Source organism: Aliifodinibius sp. S!AR15-10 (genome assembly GCF_031569985.1).
Lineage (GTDB): Bacteria > Bacteroidota > Rhodothermia > Balneolales > Balneolaceae > JAMQKA01.
Map to the genome: position 1 here is coordinate 1 of NZ_JAMQKA010000052.1, position 19,038 is coordinate 19,038.

Genomic DNA, 19,038 nt, shown 5'->3' on the forward strand with positions numbered 1-19,038 from the left:
GCCGGACGATCGATGCGTTCACCAAAGCGCACAATAAACAGGCCGCTCCCTTTGAATGGAAAAAGAAGTTCGTCAAACCGGGAAAGCTGTCGGATAATTACGCTGATTTATGAATCTAAGTACTAGTGGTAACTGCTATTATTTTCTTGCAGGGTGTTAAATACGTAAGGCAAAATTATTAATGAATAGTTATGTTGTTAACATGTATTCTGCTGATCCTCCAGACGTCACAGTCGATACCATTTTTGGCTCAGCCGGAGGTGCAAGAGAAAAATGCCAGGCTATATGAAAATGTGGAAATCAGGCAAACAGATATTATCAAACCGGATACATTATATAATGCCGGGTTGATGAAGTCACGGGGCGGTCATCTTTATGTGCTGGATTACCAACCGGTCCCGAGGATTGTAAAAATTGATCCGGGAAACAATGCAATTGTCAGGGAATACGGGAATGGGAGAGGCAGGGGACCCGGAGAGCTACTCAATCCCACCGACTTTGCCATCTCCGGCAATGGTTCTGTATGGATTGCCGATAATCCAACGAGTCGAATCTCTGTATTTGATCAGGATAGCAGGTACAGAAAGGAATGGGTAATCCGGCATATACCGTATAAGCTTGCCTTTACCCGGCGTGACGATATTCTTATTCACAGTTCTGTTAATCCAACTATAAAATTAGCCGATTCTCTCCGGAATATATTGTGGAATTCCGAACCGCTTGTTGAAAAACCGGAGCGCTGGGCCAGTGTAATATCGGGGTTTGTATTGGCTGAAAGTAATTCAGCCTTTTTTATATCCAACTACGCCGGGTTTATGGTAAAATATGATGAAAGGGGTTCGGTTTCATGGATCAGGCGGACGATTAATTACGATGAGAATGTCCCCGTTAACCCGATCCCGGGCGATGAGGGTCGAGGCTACCAAGTAGACCGGAGGAAGCTTGGTCATGCTGTGGCGAATGGATTTGTGCGAGACGATCAGCTCTTTGTACTTGTTCAATTTTTGGAGGATAGAGAAGCGGATCCACAACAGGTTATAGATGTGTATTCCACCAGTGATGGATCCTATGAGTATAGCATTCGTCTGCCTAAGTCGGTGAGGGCAATAAGCCATTTGGAGGAAGATATATTGGTCGGATTACAGTCTAATCGAGTTGTACTGTGGAAATTTAAATAAGGATTTTTTTCAAGAAAAATCTGAGATATAGTTTAGCGGATGTTAAATAGCTTAAAAATTCAAAATGGGCGATAATTCATGGAGCGAAAAGTATCAATAGCTTTTTTTTGCTTGGGTTGACAATTCTATTAACAACAATTAAACCATGGGAGACAACAACTGGAGGGAAAAAATATCTAGGCCATCTAGATAGGGAAAACCATGAAATTAAATCGCAATCACTTCTCAACTTAACTGAGTTAAGAAGTGAGGCAGATATACTTTTATTATTTGTTGTCGCAGATGAATTTTGTAGTACCTGTATAAGTGAAATACATGGGTATGTAGATGAAATCAAAAAATTTGCTAATTCCCCCCTAAATAAATACAAGATACAAACACATGGTATAATATTGTCGAATAATTTAGATGGTTATAATCGTGCAAAATACTTGATGGATTTTCCGTTCTCTACATCATTTGTAAAATGGAATTCGAATTTAGCTAAAATCTTAAAAAGTTGGCGCAAGAGTGTCACAGGTATAAACCAGATAGTTTTACTCGATCCCAAACAATCCATTGTTACAGCCCGTATAGGAATATTTAGCTCTGGCACAAAACTCTATTTCAAAAAGAATGTGATTCAAGAGGCCTTTTTTGAGGTTGAGAATCATTAATTAGTTAATTAATAATCCAAAAGGAGATAAAATTATGCTAAACTATATTAAAGAAAAGTTTTTACTTTTTTTCTCAGGGATGTTCTTGCTTTTCTCACTAGTCTTTTCGTTTTCGGCAAAGGCTAGTGGTAGTATGTGTGAAACCTGCGGTGGACCATCAGAAAATCAACATTGCTATGATGTTAACATGGGCCATATGGACTGTTCACAAGGTTGGGGTGGTACATGTAATAACATTGGAGGTGAATGTGTAAACGGATGTTAATAATTCTAATAAAAATAAATCCCATTCCAATCAAATGGAATGGGATTTAATTCAAAATAATTACTTCATGAATTTTTTACGTAACCTATTAGTTACATTCTTAATTTTATCGGGATGTCAAAAAGAATTTTCTTTAAATGAAAAAATCTGTGATCAATATTAATAAAAATGTAAAAACGTCCTTTGGTTCTGCAGACTCTGTTGGAAGATTAAAATTATTTTCAGCTATGGGGATTCAGCACTGGAATGATAAAATTTATGTTGCAGACAATGCTGAAATGAAAATCAAAGTATTCGACCAAAATGGAAAATTGTTAAAAAATTTTGGAGGTAGGGGGCGAGGACCTGGTGAATTTATTAGTATGAAGGGTTTTAAGGTAATAAATGGAGAAATATTATTGTTCGATCAAAATCTGCAACGAATGAACAAATTTAAATTAACTGGAGAATTTATTACAAGTTATAATATAAAGGGCATACAATCACCTGTTAAAATTTATTCAATAAAAGATAACTATCTGCTTTTATATCCAAGCTTCGATAATGATAAAACGTACTTTGCACATATATACAATGAGAAGTTTTCAAAAGTTCATAATAGCTTTATTGACTTAAATGAGTTTGTCGACGAGGGAGCTGTAACGAATAGGCTATTTATGGCATGGCTTGGAAACATTTATGTCGGTGATAAGGGTAATAAAATTTATTATGTACCATATTTTTATGATGGTCAAATATTTATCTTTACAAAAAATGATGAATGGCAGTTAAGTGATGTAAAAACTGGAGTTTTACAACAAGATCCTTTTTTATTTATTGACAAAGATCACTTTCGAAGACCCGATATAACACATTCCTCAGTTACTATTAATAGCCCCATAAGAATTATTGCAAAAAATACAACAAGAGGCCTCTACAAGACAGGAGACTATTTTTATCATTTTACTTTTACGGATGTTGGGGAGTATCGAATATTCGGCATGGAAATTTATAATGATAATTTTTCATCAATTGGATTTTCTCCCATTGACTCAGTCAAGATATCAAATCAAAGATTTAATTTTCTAGCTTGGAATGTGGATGATATTGATAATAATGGTAATTTTTATTTTCGAGAGAGATATCAGGATGGTATGCGAATTAGAATAATTAAATTTGGTTTAAATAAACAAATTCACGTTTATCGACAATAAATATAGTGGCAAATCATTTGAGAATACCTAAAAGTAAAATTATATCTTTATATGTTCTAGGTCCATGATTAAGTTTATTTTTTTACACAGAATTTGGGACTTGATCCTTTTAATCTAGTAGTATGTCTCATACCAGTCTTGCTGAATTTACTTAGAAAGGGCTTCTCTTAGTAATTAGCTCCACAAGATCCTAAATAAAACGCAAAGACCTAAAAAGTAAAAAGATAATATATGCAGGGACAGGCTTATAATGAAGGCAAACACCGTGTATTTGGTGTCAAGACTATTCCATTAGAAAATGGCAAGATTCTTATACATTCCAACTTGACTAATAAGTCAAAAACGCTTACTTCCTCGGAACTACAGATGATATTATCTTGTAAGATCTTTAATACCCTTGAAAAACATGCCCAGAAATACTACCAGACATATAAACAGATACAGTTAAAAAGTTATAAAACATTGCTCGGCAAATTCTTTAGATATTTACAAGAATATGCTAACCAAGAGAACTTAGAGCTACCTATTCGAAACAAAGAGACAGAACAGATCCGGCAGAAACTCCAGGAATGGGCTGAGGAAGGATTTCTGGTATCGCAGCAAGAGCTTAGAGACAAAGTCATTGAAATAGCATCTGGTGTAGAACCACGTAAAGATTTTCAAAAAAGCATTCGGTTTTTGGGCATACCCACCAAAAACCGCAGAGAACTGCTAACTCGATGTGTACGTAGCTATCTTAAAAATATCAGCAAGCATGATCGCTCACCGGTTCTTCATATTGTAGATGATTCGGATGATGAAAGTTATGTTGATCGAAGCAGGCAAACTATAGCAAAGATATGCAAGGAATATCAAACTGAACTGTTATGGATTGATCGGGAGTTACGCCACAAGCTGGCTGCTGAAATGACAAAAACTACGGAGACTCCAAAAGATATAGCTCGTTTTGCTCTTCTGGGAGATTCCCGGTGTTCATTGCAAACAGGAAGCTCCCGCAATACCTTGCTTCTGCTGGCAGCTGGACAACCATCGATACAGGTTGATGACGATACCCAATGTAAAATTATCTCTCCTCCTGCATCAGAAGAAACATTAGCTTTGTCTTCACAGGCAGAATCTCACCGATATTGGTGGGACCCAAACGGAAGCGCATTTGGTAAGAGGCATCAAGAACAGATCGATTATTTGGGTTTACATGAGTTGTTTCTTGGTAAACAGCCGGGGAGCCTGATACAGCAGCATGGCGAGCCGGATATTCAGCAGCTGAAAGGACCACTGTTCAAACAGATAGGCAGGCAAGAGACCCACAATGCCATATCACTTGTAGGAGCATATGGTGATTCCGGGATGTTTCGTCACTGGCAGCGGTTGTGTCTGGAAGGCGATTCATTCGACCGTTTGGTTACAAATAAATCTGCCTACGAAACAAGCCTGCGTACCCGTAAATTTTACCGGGGGGTTGTTCAACCAACATATATAACAGTCCATTCTGTATGGCAATGAATATCGGGTTAGACACCCGACGACTTCTTCCTCCATTTATGCCGGTACAGCGCAATCAGGATGGAATATTTGGGCGACTATTGCACCTCTGTTTCAATGGTTCCTGTCGTGGATACGCTCCTTATGCCATTAAGCACGATCCCCCGAACCGTTCTGATCAAGTAGATCACTCTCATGCCCTAAGTGTTGGTCCACTCAGAGTACCAGATGTGCTTGAAGCTCTGCTACAGCCTCTATATAAATGGCCTTTTGGGATGAATTCGTCTTCTAATTTGAAGGTGGCCGGCCGTTACTTATATGATATTAGCCAACTTACTCGGCAAGCATTCATGAGAGAAGTACGGAAGCACTGCTTAGATTTAACACGGTTGCGTATTCAACATCTTAAGAGGTGTCTTAATCAAAAATGGAACGCACCTAAGTATTGGAAAAAGGATGTTAAACAAGTTATAGCCAACTTCCGTGAACTGGCACTCCAGGAGAACATCGGCATTCCCTGTGATTTGCCGGGAAATGCGGAAAAACGAATGGTTCTGTTTCAAGAACTGATTAGAAAGTTCGGTCAGCTTCTTATTTACTGGCCATCAATATGGGAAACGGCTAAAAATTATCGAAGACAAGGGCGGCTTGAGGCAATGTCAACGTAATATTTCCGGTCAAACGTACTATGGATTTATCAGATATTCAGGAGCAGTTCAGAAGATGGATACCGCTAGTTTTGACTATCATGGGCGGTGGAGTTGGAGCTGCCTTTGGCTGGTTCATTTCCCCCTCATTCCCAATTGGAACATCGGTTGTAGGATTTGGAATCGGATTTACAGGTATGCTACTATTCATTGCCTATATAAACATTTCTCTGTCCTCCCTGTCAAACTCGGTAAACAAGCAGTTCAATTATCTAGCTAAACAAATCCATGGAACTGAAACTGAACTCCGTTCCATGATCAACGTACGACCACAATTAGGTCAAACTTTTGTTCCATTTGGAGGGTGGTCCGTGGATGGGCGATTTGCTGAAATCCTGTTGGAGCAAATTCGGAAAACAAGGGCCGAGATAATACTGGAATGTGGTTCGGGAACCTCTACTATATTAGTCGCCAAATACCTAAAACAGATAGGTAGCGGTCAGGTTTTGGCGCTGGAACATGAAAAAAAATATGCTAGTATTACTCGTAACCAACTATCTGAATGCGGGTTACAAGAGTGGGTTAGCGTGATAGAGACACCATTAAGAGAATGGCCATTAAATGGACAAGCAATGCCTTGGTATGATTTTCAACCAAAGGACTACCTGTCCGGACAGATTGATATATTAATCGTGGATGGTCCACCAGGAAAAATAGGACCATTAGCCCGTTATCCTGCTGTTCCTGTGCTAAAGAGCTGGTTGGATACAGGAAGTGTCATTATCCTGGATGACGGTAACCGGGAGGGTGAAAAAGAGATTGCAGAGAGGTGGATTGAAGAATTAAATGCTACTTCAGAATTTGATCCAAGGGGCAAGGGAACGTGGATAATAAAAATTTGATGAATTTAAGTTGTCTTTTGCAGTTATTCGAAAATCCCAGCCTCCCCTCTGTTTGAATCTTCTTGTTACACGTTATAAAGAACTATTATCCTAGAGTGGATGGTGGTCATTTGAACTCATACAAAATTTTATTACTAAACAATTAATGCACTTGCAACGGTTTGATCCCAGTGGTGCATGAATATCAATCGAGAATAAAATACATCAATATGTTCAAAACCTATTCCTATTTTTCATGCGTACTACTGTGCTTTGTACTGGGCTGCACTGCGGATAAGCCACCCGAAAAAATGGTGGAAACAACTGAGCTTAAAGATTATGATACCCTGGCCGGTTTAGAATCAGGCCAGGTGGCATTACCCGTTATATTAAAGGTGAGAGAAGATCAAAGTTTTGCAGTGTATGATATAGCCAAGAACCAGGTTCTGGAGCTGGATGAGGATGGCGTCGTCAAAAATAAAATCGGCCGGTCGGGGCGCGGCCCGGGGGAATATCTATTCGTCAACAACATTTTTCTTACTGAGCAGTATCTTTATATCATCGATACCGCTCTATACTTTGTCCATCAATTTGACAGAAAAGGGAACCTCGTTTCTACTTTTGACTTTGGGAAAATAGCAGGCAAGCCGACTACCCCACCTCCTATAGTAGGTGGAGTGGTGAAGGCAAATGAAATTGACAATCAGCCTTTTGTTACGTTACAGGGGGATATCATTTTATCAAATGTAAATGTGGGTAATAAAGGCCAGTATCTTTTTCAATTATGGGATTGGGAAGGCGATAAGCGTTCGGAGCTAGGTGAAGTTCCGGAAGGCAGTTCATTTGTTCTCGATAATGCCGAATTAAGAAATGAAGCGCTAGAAGGCGAGGTACCCTCTTTTTACAAAGCCAATAGCTTTCCCGTTCAGGATCGGGGAGCCCCCAATGAGTTTTTCATTGTTTATAGTTCGTTGTCAAGAATAGCCAAGTACACCTCAACCGGAGAGAAGCTGTGGCAAAAAGATGTGCAAACCCGGGAATCCGAAGCGATCAGGAAACACTTTCTTGAAACTATGGATCAGATGAGTAAACCCAATAGGGTGGATCTTGAAATTTATTCTTCGGGAGCAAGCGATGGGGCGGGTAACTTGTACCTTGTGGCCAACACAGAACCGGTAGTTATACACCAGTTTAACAGCTCAGGGGAATTGGTGCATAAATATGAATTTACTTCCAAAGAGGTAACCCCCGTGCTTGATATTGATTTCGAAAATAAGCGGATACTGGCAGCTACGGAAAGCGGTGAAATACGCAGCTACCCGTTGTGAGGATTTAACGTGAGTTCGAGTCACTAAACTTGCAGCTAACAAAAACCAGCCAATGGCCGCCATTTACCAGTATTCCGGTTACTTTCCAATAATTGCTCGCTTCCGTTCGCTCTGCGGCGGAAGCCCCTCTGACGCTCTGCGTCTCTGTGGCACCATAGATTATACGGGACGCGGAGCGTCCCAACAGGTCCCAACGCAGAGCATCGGGACCAAGCTTGGGGTTATTGGGTTATTAATAAGAAATCCAATATCGAACTGACGTTAATTTATAAGACTACCCGAAATTGAGATGTTGTTATTCAGGAGTAGGAAATTTATCAGATAGGCAAATAGCTGAAAAGTTCATTACCGCTTTTTGCCACAGATTAGCACAGATAAATCAGATTTCATCCGTTTGGATCCGTGCATATCTGTGGCCAATTACTTCGAAATTAACTGGTATCTGCATTTTACTATAAGGCGACAGTTTGTCGCATAAATCCTGCTACCTGAAGTAGACCATTTGACGATAGTCAAGTAGGGTATTTCCCCTCCCTGAAGTACCCTGTTTCACTACCCTGAAGTAGTCTGCTTCACTATAGTACCCTTTTGAGGCCCTGAGGACGGGGGCATGATGGCAGAATGAAGTTAGTTGTTGTCCGGTAAAAACTTATTGACGTTGCCCCGTTCTAATTCCTGTTGTTCATTTTTTCATTGAAGAAAATCCGCCGGCAGTCGGACTAAAGAACTTCAACCAAAAAATTCACCGGCTCGGGTAAAGATGACCTGAAGGTTTTGTCGTTCCGCTAAAAAAATCGCAGATTTTTTCTTTACGCTCCCCTCCGCTCCCTTCCGGGCGGTCACCTTTACCAAGGCCGGAAGCTGAGGGGACTGGTTATATAGTATGAAGCCTGTTTACAGAGGACCCAATTCTGCCTCCCTGGTCTCGGATTTATTACTCGTCTTGGGCAAACGTAGTGGAGGCGTCAAGAAAGAAACCCTGCAGTGAATTACGGGAAAGACAGGGGATGTGAAAAACTCTTTTTCCAAAAGGGCGCTATTAAGTGAACATATGGTCTTGTATCCAAAGGCTTTCGGGAGAAGTGCACCAGGCGAATAAATGCTCAGCCGATGTTTTTTGAGATTCTATTTATCCACACAAAAAGGAACTCCTCCAATCCTTTTACTGCTGATTTTTGCATGTAAGAAATCATATTACTATTTAAGTAGTAATATGTTAGCCGAACTAATAAGAGAGGTCATGAACGAGGTTTAAAACAATGGCCACCTGGCTTTACGCCATTGAGATCAATAAACTAGAGCGCATGCCCGGCGTGCCTCTCCCTACTGACAAGTCGCCAGCGCTGCTAACAGCAATCAAATTCATTAAGTAAGTGGAAGTTATGAAAAACTTATTCATTGGAACCCTACTTCTTTTCATCGGGTGTACAGCACAAAAAGCAGACATTCCCGAACATATTAAAGGAACAAAAAACCTGAAAGTTTACTCAGCGGATCCCGAACCAACCGCTTCTATCGAGCTGGTTCAGGAGGCTACATTTAAGGCCCCTGAGGAGTTTTTCCTGGGCTGGTATGATGATACTATTTCATTGTATAATTGGCTTGGCGGTGTAGAAATAAGCAATTCCGGGAGAGTGTATATTGCGGATGGGAAGGCCAAGATAATTCACCTGTTTGCCCCGGATGGCAGGTACCTGGCCAGCAAGGGGGGAGAAGGCCGCGGCCCGGGCGAATACTATGGGTTAACAGATACCAAAATGGTGTCCAACAGACTGCATGTCTTTGATTTTATGGCGTTTCGGACCACGGTGTATGCTCCTGATTCGCTGCAGGTTCTTGAGGCAAGCACGGTTCGCCCGCCGGTTAACCAGGAAGATTTCGATGAAATAAGCGAATGGCTCAGAACCATGCTGTACCTGCGCAGCGACGGGACCTATTTGGCATCATTTATGGAGCATTGGCCGGATCACCGGGTGGGGAGCCCGAATTACAACCTCAAAAAGGACCGGCCCATTAAGTATTACTTCATGAACAGGGAGAGTAAAATTGTCTCTGACAAAATACTTGAAGTTCGTAAAAAACACGCTGATCTAGTCGCCCAGGCGGGGGACCGTCATCTGGCTAATATCGGTTCGCTGCCATTCCTTGCAAGAACAGTCATCGAGATTTCGGATGACAATTATATCTATACCACATGGACAGATGAGTTACTGATTAAAGTCTATAAGCCGGATGGTCGCTACCAGCGAGCTATGTATTACCCTATTCAAAAGAAGGTTGTTGACCGAAATGAGATCGTATCGATGGTTGACGTAGATGACTGGCATTACGATTTGATTCAGCATGCCGAACTGCCAAACACCTGGCCGGCTATCCGTTCCATGATATCTGATGATCACAACCGGTTGTGGGTGTCTACCCCCGTGGAACAGGAGGGCGTGCGCGAGTGGCGGTTGCTGGAAAACACCGGCGCATTGGTTGCGAAGTTCCGATGGCCGGACACCCGTTTGATTAAGGCCGTCAAAATGGATACGCCTACGCTCTCGTGACCAGTCAGGAAACCGGCCAACAGCACATTGCAAAGTATCGGATTGAAATGAACTGAAGTTCAAGAACCCTAACCGTGGATAAAACTATGCACTTAAAATTAAGAGATCTTTCGCTTTTCATCGCTATAATATTACTTGTAGGCTGTTCAAGTCAGCCAGAGGTTGAAGTACCTGACCACATAAAGGAGCTTGAAAACCTGACGGTGTATCCAGCGAACCCCGAACCGAAAATGGAGATAGAGCTCATCCCCGAGCAAACCTTCGGCAGTACAAATGAAGTGCTCATTGGAAAACTGGGAAGCCTTGGTGCTGATTCCTCGGGTCGGGTTTTTATCGAGGATACCGATAAAAAGCATATACACGTATTTGCACCTGACGGTTCCCATATCACACAATTTGGGAGAGAAGGACGTGGTCCGGGAGAATACCGGACGATTGATATTTTGGGGACAAGTAAGAACAGGCTGTTTGTAAATGATCCATTCAGGAGGCGGTTAAGTATCTATTCCCTGGATTCCCTCAACCTGCTTGCCGACCATAACATGACCCCTAAATTCAAAAGCAGGAGAGAGGGGTTAGCGCATCATAGTATAGGTCAACTGCTTCAGATGGATAGCGATACCTATTTAGCAGGATTTGCTCCAACTATACAACGAGATCCCGATTCCCCGAGATTTAATGCCGACAGTCTCTATCGGAAGTATTACCTGCTTGACAATAACGGCCAGTTTATAAGTGAGAAGATCTTTGAACAGCGGTATTTGACGTTCCTGTTTGCCCAGATCAAGGGAGAAACGCGTTCAACGGCCTTTCGATTTATGGGTCTACCGTTGTTAACAGTGTCGGATAATGAGCACATATATTCAGCCTTGTCCACAGACTTTTTAATTAAAGTGAGAGACTCGACCGGCAACTACCAGCGGGCATTCTATTACCCGGTTCCGAAACGAACGTTTACCCGTGAAGAAGCCCTGAACTATGTGGATATGGACTATCATCGAAGTGTTATCAGGAACGCTGTAAGTGCCGACCTGCCTGAATACTGGCACCTGTTGCACAGTATGAAATCCGACGATAAAAACCGGCTTTGGGTTTCCATGGTTGTTGAGGATCAGGAAGTTTTGCAGTGGTGGGTGCTGGACAAGGCCGGCAAATTATTGGCCCGCTTTACCTGGCCAAGGAGCCGATCGATTGAGGAGATCAAAGATGGCTACCTGTATGCCAATGAAACAGATGATGAGACAGGTGTAGCTGAAATCGTGCGTTACCGAATCGACATGCAATCAATGTAAATAAAACGCTTACTTATGATCCTAAAATCAAGAGATCTTTCACTTTTCATTGCTATAATATTTCTCGTAGGCTGCTCAAGCCAGCCGGAGGTTGAGGTTCCTGACCATATCAAAAAGCTGGAAAACTTAACCGTTTATCCCGCGGACGCCGAGCCGAAGATGGAGCTAGAGCTGACCAGGGAGCAAACCTTCGGAAGCACGGATGAGTTTCTAATCGGAAGAATGGAGGATATAGCCGTTGACAGTTCGGGACGGGTTTTCATTACAGACCAACAAAAAAAGCTCATTGTTGTATTTGCTCCGGACGGGCGGTTTGTTGCTCAACTTGGAAGAGAGGGCAAGGGACCTGGAGAATTTAGTTATATAAAAAGTTTGCAAATCCGTAATGACCAATTATATGTCTATGATATGAATCAACAGAGGGTAAGTGTATTTACCCTGGATACGCTGGTTGGAGATAACACAATTTCTCTTGCCAGAAACAGGGGAGATTATCAGCCACTACGAAGAGCTTTTCCCTCGATAGATGAAGTATACGTTAGGAATAACAACACCTATATTGCCAAGTTTATATCAGATGACACAGAACCGACCAAACAATGGCAAAATATTGAAACAAAGGGCTTGTTTTACCTTCTGGACAGTACCGGGAAAATAGCATCCGATAAGCTGATCGATTTTCAAGAGGATACGCGAACGTTATTTAAGGTATTGGAAGTACCGGTGAAACCCTTTTTCGGAAACGCACTGACCGCTCTTTCAAGTGACAACAGCATTTACTGGGCCGGGCCGGAGCATTTTTTGATTAAAGAATACAGCCCCAGCGGAGCCTACCGGCGTGCTTTTTATTATCCGCATGAGAATATCCCCCTAACAAAAGCATCCGCCACTGAAGCCGATGTTCCTGATTTATATACCAAGAACATGCAATCAATGGATCTCCCCCAATCGTGGCCGGTTCTTACCGAAATGAAAATTGACGATCAAGAACGGCTGTGGGTGGCCACAACGGTAAACGATATGAGCGTGAATCAGTGGTGGGTCTTAAATCCCGAGGGCAAATTATTGGCCCGTTTCCGCTGGCCGAGAAAGAAACCGATTCAGGTGATCAGGAACGGCTACCTCTACACTCGAGAAACCGAGGAGGATACCGGGCTTAAGCAAATCGTAAGGTACCGGATAGAACAACAATAAATTTAAAGAGTTGAGTGGTTCGAATAATATTAGGAATAAAATCTGCAACAACTATCTCAGTCATCCTGAACCTTTAGTCCTGAGCTTGACTCATGATCTCATTCAGGATTTCGCGAAGGTAGTAACCTTGATAAAGATAGGAGCCAGATCAACGTTATGGTTCCTTGCGAGATCCCGGATCGGGTCCGGGATGACTGAGAGACTATGGTCAACCACACAACTGTTCACTTAAACAGAAACGATTACCAATGACCCTACAATCAAGAGGCATATTATTCATCGTTATTCTAATAATGGCTGTAGGCTGTTCAAACCAACCTGAGAGCCAAGTCCCTAACGACATCAAAATACCCGAGCATCTTAAAAAGCTTGAAAATCTGACCGTTTATGAAGAGGATTCAAAACCAGTCCATGACATACAGTTGGAACGAACGGCCAGCTACGGAAGCAGCGAAGAAGAGTATGTGTTAGTAGGGGGACCAGAGGGGACCCTGGCAAGAGTTGATCACCGGGGTCGAGTGTTTATCCCGGACCGGCGCCAGCAGGTAATCCACGTGCTTGGACCGCAGGGCGACTATATAACCCATATAGGTAGAAAAGGAAGGGGCCCCGGGGAGTTTGAAATTATAAGTGATATAGGGATCGGTTCGACATACTTTTATGCTTATGACAGCGATCGTTTGAGAATCAATGTGTTTTCCCTGGATTCGCTCGCCTTTTCCCATACCATAAATCTGGACAGAACCGACTGGGAGGGAAATGCCCGCAGGTTAGGGGACACCGGCGGTTTTTTTGTACTGGACGAGCAGACACTGCTCAAAGAGCTTGCATTTAGCTTACCGGATAATTTCAAAATGTGGGATAATACTGCGGTCCTGGATTCAAACAGCTACCGATATTATACAATGAACCATGAAGGCGAACTCACTTCAGGAGAGATTTTTAGGCAAAAGCGGCGACAATGGACCTTGTATACCTTTCGGGGAGGAACTCATGCGACTCACTTACCGATTCACGGCAAACCGCTGATGACTGTATCGCAGGATGGGCGCATTTTTTCTGCCCGGTCAGGGGAGTTTTTAATAAAGGTGCATGATCCAGACGGTCAATATCTTCGTGCCTTTTACCATCCATATAAAGGTCCCGTTTTCCATCGGTCAAACAGAAAGTCAGAACCATGGATTTGCCTGACCGGTGGCCCGCCCTGCATACCATGCTGATTGATGATGAGAATCGGCTCTGGATTGCTACTATTGTGGATGACCGGGAGGTGTATCGATGGTGGGTGCTCAGTGAAGAGGGCAAGCTGCTGGCACGGTTTGACTGGCCAAGAGATCACCCCATCGAAGATGTGAAAAACGGTAACCTATACTCTGTAGAAACCAGCGAAAAAACCGGGGAACGTAACGTCATCCGCTACCGGATTCATTTGACTTCAAGATAAACTCAAATAGATCATTCCAAAAATACGCTGCGAATCTTAAAGCCCATTTTATCAATTTCAATTGCATTAACCTTATTCATCGGTTGTTCAAGCCAGCCGCAGACCAAGCTGCCCGAGCATATTCAAAAGCTCGAAAATCTAACCGTCTATTCAGAGTCGCATGTGCAAGCAGCTGATACCGTGCTCCTGGATCGCGAACAGACCTTTGGCGATACAGAGCAGGTCCTGCTCGGAAACCTTACAGATGTGACTGTGGATGATGAAGGTCGCGTGTATATCTCTGATGGAGAACAGCTGGACATAAAAGTGTATGACTCGGGTGGTTCGCTGGTCACGTTACTGGGTCGAAGCGGAGAGGGACCGGGTGAGTTCAATGATCTGTACAAAATTGAGGCGAAAGGGAACCGGTTATTTGCCCAGGATCGCAACCAGCAGCGTGCGGTGGTATTTTCGTTGGATGCACTCACTTACAGCCGTACCGTATCATTTGCCAATAACCGTCAGCGGTATGAAGAGCTGGCAGACGCTTATCCGGGCAATATTTATGCCCGGACTGATGGAGGATTCTTCATGGAATTTACAGCATCGAGCATGCCCGATAATGCCTCCGCCTGGGACAGGATTGAAACCAGGGAAATGTATTTCCTGCTAGATGAGAATGGCCAGATCACCTCTGAAAAACTAATTGAGGGAAAGTCGAACATCCAGGTGTTGGTCCCACTGGGTGGCCGGAAGGTGGGGATACCATTTGATTTCTATGGCAAATCGCTGACGGCCATTTCTGAAAACGATCATATCTATAGAAGCTGGTCTCAAGAGTTGCTGGTTAAGGAGTATAGTTCAAGCGGGGAGTATCTCGGGGCCTTCTACTATCCGTATGAACGAGATCTTTTAGATCCGAAATCGGCTATTCAACAAATGAGTAAAGGGGCCGTACTGCAAAAAGGCGTGCAGGAGATGGAATTCCCTGAACAATGGCCCGCCACAGATGCCATGATCATCGACGATAAAAACCGGATCTGGGTTTCCACTTTTGTCCCCAACCATGATATCCGGCGCTGGTGGGTGCTATCTTCAGAAGGCCAAATGCTGGGGCATTTTGACTGGCCGCGCGATCGATGGATTGTTGAAATCCAGAATGGTTTCTTATATACGGAAGAATATGATGAGAAAACGGGCCTGGCAGAGGTCGTACGATACTGGGTGGAGATACGCAAAAATTCTATTTGAAACTGAAGGCAACATAATGAGACGATGTCCTAAACACGTTTTATCACTGTTCATATTCGGGGCTTGTTCAGGCCAACCGGAAACTGAGCTCCCCGAAGACATCAAGAAGCTGGAAAACCTGACGGTGTATCCTGCGGATGTTGAACCTGCTAAAAAAATAGAATTAAAAGAAGAGCAAAGTTTTAGCAGTCTGCAAGGTAGAGTAATAGGTAAAGTAGGGGACATAGCAGTCGATAAGGCAAATAGGGTGTTTATTGGAGATCCACAGCAACACAGGATTCACATTTTTTCACCTAATGGAAGATATGATTCCTATATCGGTAAAGAAGGTCATGGTCCTGGAGAATTTCAGGGATTATCAACTATAACAATTGATTCTTCAGAAATATCAGTCTACGATCCGGTGCAACTAAGAATGAATTTTTATGCCCTGAAGACACTTTCTTTGTCATGAACCATCAATCTTAACCCTAAAAACCAATCTGATATTGAGGATTTAAATGGCTTCTATAGCCCAAACCGTTTTTGGTTGAGAGGCGACAATACTTATTTGGTAAAATTTTCCCCCAGACTTTTTGCGGATCCCTCACACCCCAGGTTCAATCTGACAGAGGAACGGGTGACTCCATTCTTTATAATGAACAACAAGGGGAGAATTGTATCTGATAAATTATTTGAAGTAAAGGATACAGAATATTTAACAGCAACGGTGGCAAAGGAGCTACGGTATACTGCGTTCTCATTCATGAATCGTCCAATAGTCGAACCATCGGGTGATGACAATATTTACCTGGCGCGCACCAAGCATTTTTTAATAGAAAAACTGGATCCCAACGGAAACTACATTCGGGCATTTTATTATCCAGTAAAGAGAAAGAAATTTAGCCCCCAAGATGCAATTCAAGCCACTGAAGAGAAATATGTGGAATATGTTAGTGAGTGGCGAGTAAGTGTTATCAAAAATGCAGATGAAGAAAATATTCCCGACAAATGGCCAGCACTAAATACAATGCTTATTGATGATAAAAATCGTATTTGGGCTTCTTTAATAGTAAATAATGAGGAGGTATATCAATGGTGGGTGTTGGAGAACTCCGGCAAGCTGATCGTACGTTTCACCTGGCCGAGAAGCAGGTCTATAGAGGTGGTAAAAGATGGGTACCTGTATGCAAAAAAGACAGATGAAGAAACGGGCCTGGCAAAGGTCGTGCGCTACCGAATCGACATGCAATCAAATTAAGTCAACAAGATGCTTCACAACCTGAAATATTTTGTATCCTTTTTATTCCTCTTCATTCTCGGTGTCGGTTGTTCAAGCCAGCCTGAACCCGAGCTCCCTGCTCATATCCAAAAACTGGAAAACCTGACGGTGTATTCTGCAGATGCGGAGCCGGCCCGCCAAATTACTCTCACCCCAGACGTCACTTATAGAGATACCGGTGACGTGCTGTTTGGTCCCCTGATTTACGATGTTGCCGCAGATACCGAAGGCCGCGCATATTTATTGGATCTGACCGAAAAGAAGGTTCACGTGTTTGACGTTGAGGGGCAGTATCTGCAGACCGTCGGCAGGGAGGGGCGCGGTCCTGGTGAGTTCCTGCGCATTGCGGATATCCAGGCAGGTCCCGAACATCTGCACGTCCTCGATCCCCGCCAAACGAAAATTTCGGTATTCAATCGCGAAAACTTCGAGCATCAAAAAGATCTCAACGTTACACTGGATGAGAATCAAGCCAAACCGCCCTGGTTGGAACGTACACGTGACAATGGGACGTTCTACAGGCCTAACGATTTTTATCCCCTCTCCGATGGTAATTATGTAGTCGTATTCAGCGACCCGGCGGTGGGCATGGCCGACAACCTGCCGGGCCGGACGTATGAGTTTTCCAGGTTTGATCGCCAAACAGAAACCTATAGCCGCCATGATATTCTTTCTTTTGACTGGACCGGCGGAGTGTTGGTGCATGCGCACGATGATGGGCTGTTTGTTATGTTTGAGATGTCATACAAACGGCAATCGGAGTTTGATTTTACGGGCGGGAAGCTGGTGTATGGATGGACCGAGGATTTTTTGTTCAAGGTGTATGACGAGACCGGCGATTACCAACACGCGTTTTACTATCCCTTTGAAAAGCCACCGGTAACCGAAGAGGCCGCCCTGGCCCATTTTCATAATCCCAGTGACGCAATAAAGGCCGGCGTACGCAATGACACGCTCCCCGAGACTTTTCCCGCTTTTAATATGGTATTGCTGGATGACCGGCAGCGACTCTGGGTGTCATGCATCACTGAAAACCCGGATCAATACCTGTGGAGAGTGCTGAACATCGAAGGCCGCTTGTTGGCCCAATTCCAGTGGCCTTCCAACAGAACCATTGAGGCAGTAATGGACAAGTATGTATATGCTATTGAGCGAAATCAGGAAATCGGTAAGCAGGAGATCACTCGATATCAATTCGAAATGCACGCACCATAAAAATCAGTAAACCGAGTACACAATATCAGGATATATCAAATCGAATTGTAGTCAGGATACCTATTGGATGAACATTCTGATACAATTTGTACAACAACCGCAAACCAGTTCTACAACTTATGCAATATGTAAAACCATACGTTATTCTTTTAATAACAATTCTTGGCTGTTCCGGGCAGGGTGGGCAAGATGCAGCCACTTTTAAATCCGAGACTGTTAAAGCTACAGATGTATTTTTAAGTCTTGAGACATCCAAGTTTTTGGGAAATCCTACTCGAATCAAAGCATATGATGGAGGACTTTATTTCAGTGATCATGGATACCAACGGGTTGTCAAGGTTAACAGGGATAGGGACAGCTTATTTTCATTTGGCAGTCACGGCCGGGGACCCGGGGAATTCGAGTCACTGGCAGGGTTCTGGGTATTTGATGATTCATATCTGGTATATGACTATAACGGCTTTAAGTTTATCACCTATGATTCCCTGGGCAACCACATCGAAGACAAGGTTGTGAAGAAAAATCCGGTAAATCCCGACGGGTTTCCTCCCAATATTCCCATTACTGTTCAGGCCATCTCCACAGATAAATTACTTATTCCGTCACGGGGCAGGAACGGGTCCCTGTTTGCGATTGCAGATATCGAAACAGGAGACCTGACGTATGCAGAAACAGCTGTCGGGGAACATGTAGAATCCTTTAATCAGGAAGAGGTTGAGCAGGCTTTTTCAAAGGGAGAAATTCCGGATATATTTATGAACCTGGTGCTGTTGGGAAGCAGCTCTTCAGGGATCTATTCATTTCAACAAACCACCAGAGTTCTTGAAAAATACTCACATTCAGGGGATCTGATTTGGCAGAAAAACATCACAATTCCTGCACAAGATGACTTGTTCGATAAGATATCTCGACATAACCAGCAGGAAGATCAGAACAATCACATGTTTACCTATGCCAAGGCTATGGATGCCCGGAAGGATGGGGTAGCCATATTACTGAATATGCCAGAAGCCTCCCCCGTTGCGGCATGTTGGGTTTCCCAAGATGGATCCGATATGAACGTGATTACCTATCCAGAAATAGATAAAGAAGAAGGTTTTGGCATGGGCTCGTTCACGGTTTCTCCCGCCGACAAACGAGCCTATTTTTTGAACAGTCGGAAGGGAATCATATATGAGGCCAACTGGCCACTTTGAAAATTAATGGGCTCAAGGCAGGAAGCC

At 43.2% G+C, this 19,038-nt stretch carries 17 protein-coding genes; all 17 read left to right on the forward strand.

Translation table 11 applies throughout. The features are described 5' to 3' along the window. Positions 1 to 191: 191 nt before the first annotated feature. The 17 genes from NC796_RS22040 to NC796_RS22120 all read left to right on the forward strand — a co-directional run bounded on the left by NC796_RS22040 (position 192) and on the right by NC796_RS22120 (position 19,011). A complete protein-coding gene (locus NC796_RS22040; protein WP_310687815.1) occupies positions 192 to 1,178 on the forward strand; it encodes a hypothetical protein in 987 nt (328 codons plus the stop codon). A 107-nt stretch (positions 1,179 to 1,285) separates the two neighbouring features. Beyond that, a complete protein-coding gene (locus tag NC796_RS22045; RefSeq protein ID WP_310687817.1) occupies positions 1,286 to 1,834 on the forward strand; it encodes a hypothetical protein in 549 nt (182 codons plus the stop codon). A 402-nt stretch (positions 1,835 to 2,236) separates the two neighbouring features. Beyond that, entirely contained in the window at positions 2,237 to 3,292 is a 1,056-nt protein-coding gene (locus NC796_RS22050) for a 6-bladed beta-propeller (protein ID WP_310687819.1), read from the forward strand. Between the two features lie 231 nt (positions 3,293 to 3,523). Continuing rightward, positions 3,524 to 4,795 (forward strand): hypothetical protein, encoded by a 1,272-nt coding sequence (locus tag NC796_RS22055; RefSeq protein WP_310687820.1) that lies wholly within the window; start codon positions 3,524 to 3,526, stop codon positions 4,793 to 4,795. Next, positions 4,786 to 5,442 (forward strand): hypothetical protein, encoded by a 657-nt coding sequence (locus tag NC796_RS22060; protein WP_310687822.1) that lies wholly within the window; start codon positions 4,786 to 4,788, stop codon positions 5,440 to 5,442. Before NC796_RS22055 ends, NC796_RS22060 begins: the two co-directional genes overlap by 10 nt. 20 nt (positions 5,443 to 5,462) lie before the next feature. Continuing rightward, complete coding sequence (locus NC796_RS22065) at positions 5,463 to 6,323, forward strand: class I SAM-dependent methyltransferase (protein WP_310687824.1); 861 nt, start codon at positions 5,463 to 5,465, stop codon at positions 6,321 to 6,323. A 209-nt stretch (positions 6,324 to 6,532) separates the two neighbouring features. Next, complete coding sequence (locus tag NC796_RS22070; protein ID WP_310687827.1) at positions 6,533 to 7,630, forward strand: 6-bladed beta-propeller; 1,098 nt, start codon at positions 6,533 to 6,535, stop codon at positions 7,628 to 7,630. A gap of 1,382 nt (positions 7,631 to 9,012) precedes the next feature. Beyond that, positions 9,013 to 10,179, forward strand: coding sequence for a 6-bladed beta-propeller (locus tag NC796_RS22075; protein ID WP_310687829.1), 1,167 nt, complete (start codon positions 9,013 to 9,015; stop codon positions 10,177 to 10,179). Positions 10,180 to 10,265: 86 nt separating this feature from the next. Continuing rightward, positions 10,266 to 11,471 (forward strand): 6-bladed beta-propeller, encoded by a 1,206-nt coding sequence (locus NC796_RS22080; protein ID WP_310687831.1) that lies wholly within the window; start codon positions 10,266 to 10,268, stop codon positions 11,469 to 11,471. Positions 11,472 to 11,486: 15 nt separating this feature from the next. Further along, positions 11,487 to 12,665 carry a 6-bladed beta-propeller gene (locus NC796_RS22085; RefSeq protein ID WP_310687833.1) on the forward strand — a complete coding sequence of 393 codons (1,179 nt, stop codon included), beginning with the start codon at positions 11,487 to 11,489 and terminating at the stop codon, positions 12,663 to 12,665. A gap of 248 nt (positions 12,666 to 12,913) precedes the next feature. Continuing rightward, positions 12,914 to 13,885, forward strand: coding sequence for a 6-bladed beta-propeller (locus NC796_RS22090; protein ID WP_310687835.1), 972 nt, complete (start codon positions 12,914 to 12,916; stop codon positions 13,883 to 13,885). Then, a complete protein-coding gene (locus NC796_RS22095; protein ID WP_310687836.1) occupies positions 13,843 to 14,109 on the forward strand; it encodes a hypothetical protein in 267 nt (88 codons plus the stop codon). The genes NC796_RS22090 and NC796_RS22095 overlap by 43 nt, the downstream gene beginning before the upstream one ends. Before the next feature lie 162 nt (positions 14,110 to 14,271). After that, positions 14,272 to 15,339 (forward strand): 6-bladed beta-propeller, encoded by a 1,068-nt coding sequence (locus tag NC796_RS22100; protein ID WP_310687838.1) that lies wholly within the window; start codon positions 14,272 to 14,274, stop codon positions 15,337 to 15,339. A gap of 16 nt (positions 15,340 to 15,355) precedes the next feature. Next, complete coding sequence (locus NC796_RS22105) at positions 15,356 to 15,793, forward strand: 6-bladed beta-propeller (protein WP_310687840.1); 438 nt, start codon at positions 15,356 to 15,358, stop codon at positions 15,791 to 15,793. Positions 15,794 to 16,084: 291 nt separating this feature from the next. Continuing rightward, on the forward strand, positions 16,085 to 16,579 hold the full coding sequence (locus tag NC796_RS22110) for a hypothetical protein (RefSeq protein ID WP_310687842.1): 495 nt from the start codon (positions 16,085 to 16,087) through the stop codon (positions 16,577 to 16,579). Positions 16,580 to 16,588: 9 nt separating this feature from the next. Further along, the gene (locus NC796_RS22115; protein ID WP_310687844.1) at positions 16,589 to 17,815 is read left to right on the forward strand and encodes a 6-bladed beta-propeller; all 1,227 of its coding nucleotides are present in this window, start codon (positions 16,589 to 16,591) and stop codon (positions 17,813 to 17,815) included. A gap of 119 nt (positions 17,816 to 17,934) precedes the next feature. Beyond that, the gene (locus NC796_RS22120) at positions 17,935 to 19,011 is read left to right on the forward strand and encodes a hypothetical protein (RefSeq protein ID WP_310687846.1); all 1,077 of its coding nucleotides are present in this window, start codon (positions 17,935 to 17,937) and stop codon (positions 19,009 to 19,011) included. The last annotated feature ends 27 nt before the right edge of the window (positions 19,012 to 19,038 follow it).

What these genes read in the sequence shown, in the direction of transcription:
- NC796_RS22120 (WP_310687846.1), top strand. Translation starts at nt 17,935, where the DNA reads ATGCAATATGTAAAACCATACGTTATTCTTTTAATAACAATTCTTGGC.
- NC796_RS22080 (WP_310687831.1), top strand. Translation starts at nt 10,266, where the DNA reads ATGCACTTAAAATTAAGAGATCTTTCGCTTTTCATCGCTATAATATTA.
- NC796_RS22070 (WP_310687827.1), top strand. Translation starts at nt 6,533, where the DNA reads ATGTTCAAAACCTATTCCTATTTTTCATGCGTACTACTGTGCTTTGTA.
- NC796_RS22110 (WP_310687842.1), top strand. Translation starts at nt 16,085, where the DNA reads ATGAATCGTCCAATAGTCGAACCATCGGGTGATGACAATATTTACCTG.
- NC796_RS22090 (WP_310687835.1), top strand. Translation starts at nt 12,914, where the DNA reads ATGACCCTACAATCAAGAGGCATATTATTCATCGTTATTCTAATAATG.
- NC796_RS22075 (WP_310687829.1), top strand. Translation starts at nt 9,013, where the DNA reads ATGAAAAACTTATTCATTGGAACCCTACTTCTTTTCATCGGGTGTACA.
- NC796_RS22060 (WP_310687822.1), top strand. Translation starts at nt 4,786, where the DNA reads ATGGCAATGAATATCGGGTTAGACACCCGACGACTTCTTCCTCCATTT.
- NC796_RS22095 (WP_310687836.1), top strand. Translation starts at nt 13,843, where the DNA reads ATGGATTTGCCTGACCGGTGGCCCGCCCTGCATACCATGCTGATTGAT.
- NC796_RS22065 (WP_310687824.1), top strand. Translation starts at nt 5,463, where the DNA reads ATGGATTTATCAGATATTCAGGAGCAGTTCAGAAGATGGATACCGCTA.
- NC796_RS22105 (WP_310687840.1), top strand. Translation starts at nt 15,356, where the DNA reads ATGAGACGATGTCCTAAACACGTTTTATCACTGTTCATATTCGGGGCT.
- NC796_RS22115 (WP_310687844.1), top strand. Translation starts at nt 16,589, where the DNA reads ATGCTTCACAACCTGAAATATTTTGTATCCTTTTTATTCCTCTTCATT.
- NC796_RS22040 (WP_310687815.1), top strand. Translation starts at nt 192, where the DNA reads ATGTTGTTAACATGTATTCTGCTGATCCTCCAGACGTCACAGTCGATA.
- NC796_RS22055 (WP_310687820.1), top strand. Translation starts at nt 3,524, where the DNA reads ATGCAGGGACAGGCTTATAATGAAGGCAAACACCGTGTATTTGGTGTC.
- NC796_RS22050 (WP_310687819.1), top strand. Translation starts at nt 2,237, where the DNA reads ATGAAAAAATCTGTGATCAATATTAATAAAAATGTAAAAACGTCCTTT.
- NC796_RS22085 (WP_310687833.1), top strand. Translation starts at nt 11,487, where the DNA reads ATGATCCTAAAATCAAGAGATCTTTCACTTTTCATTGCTATAATATTT.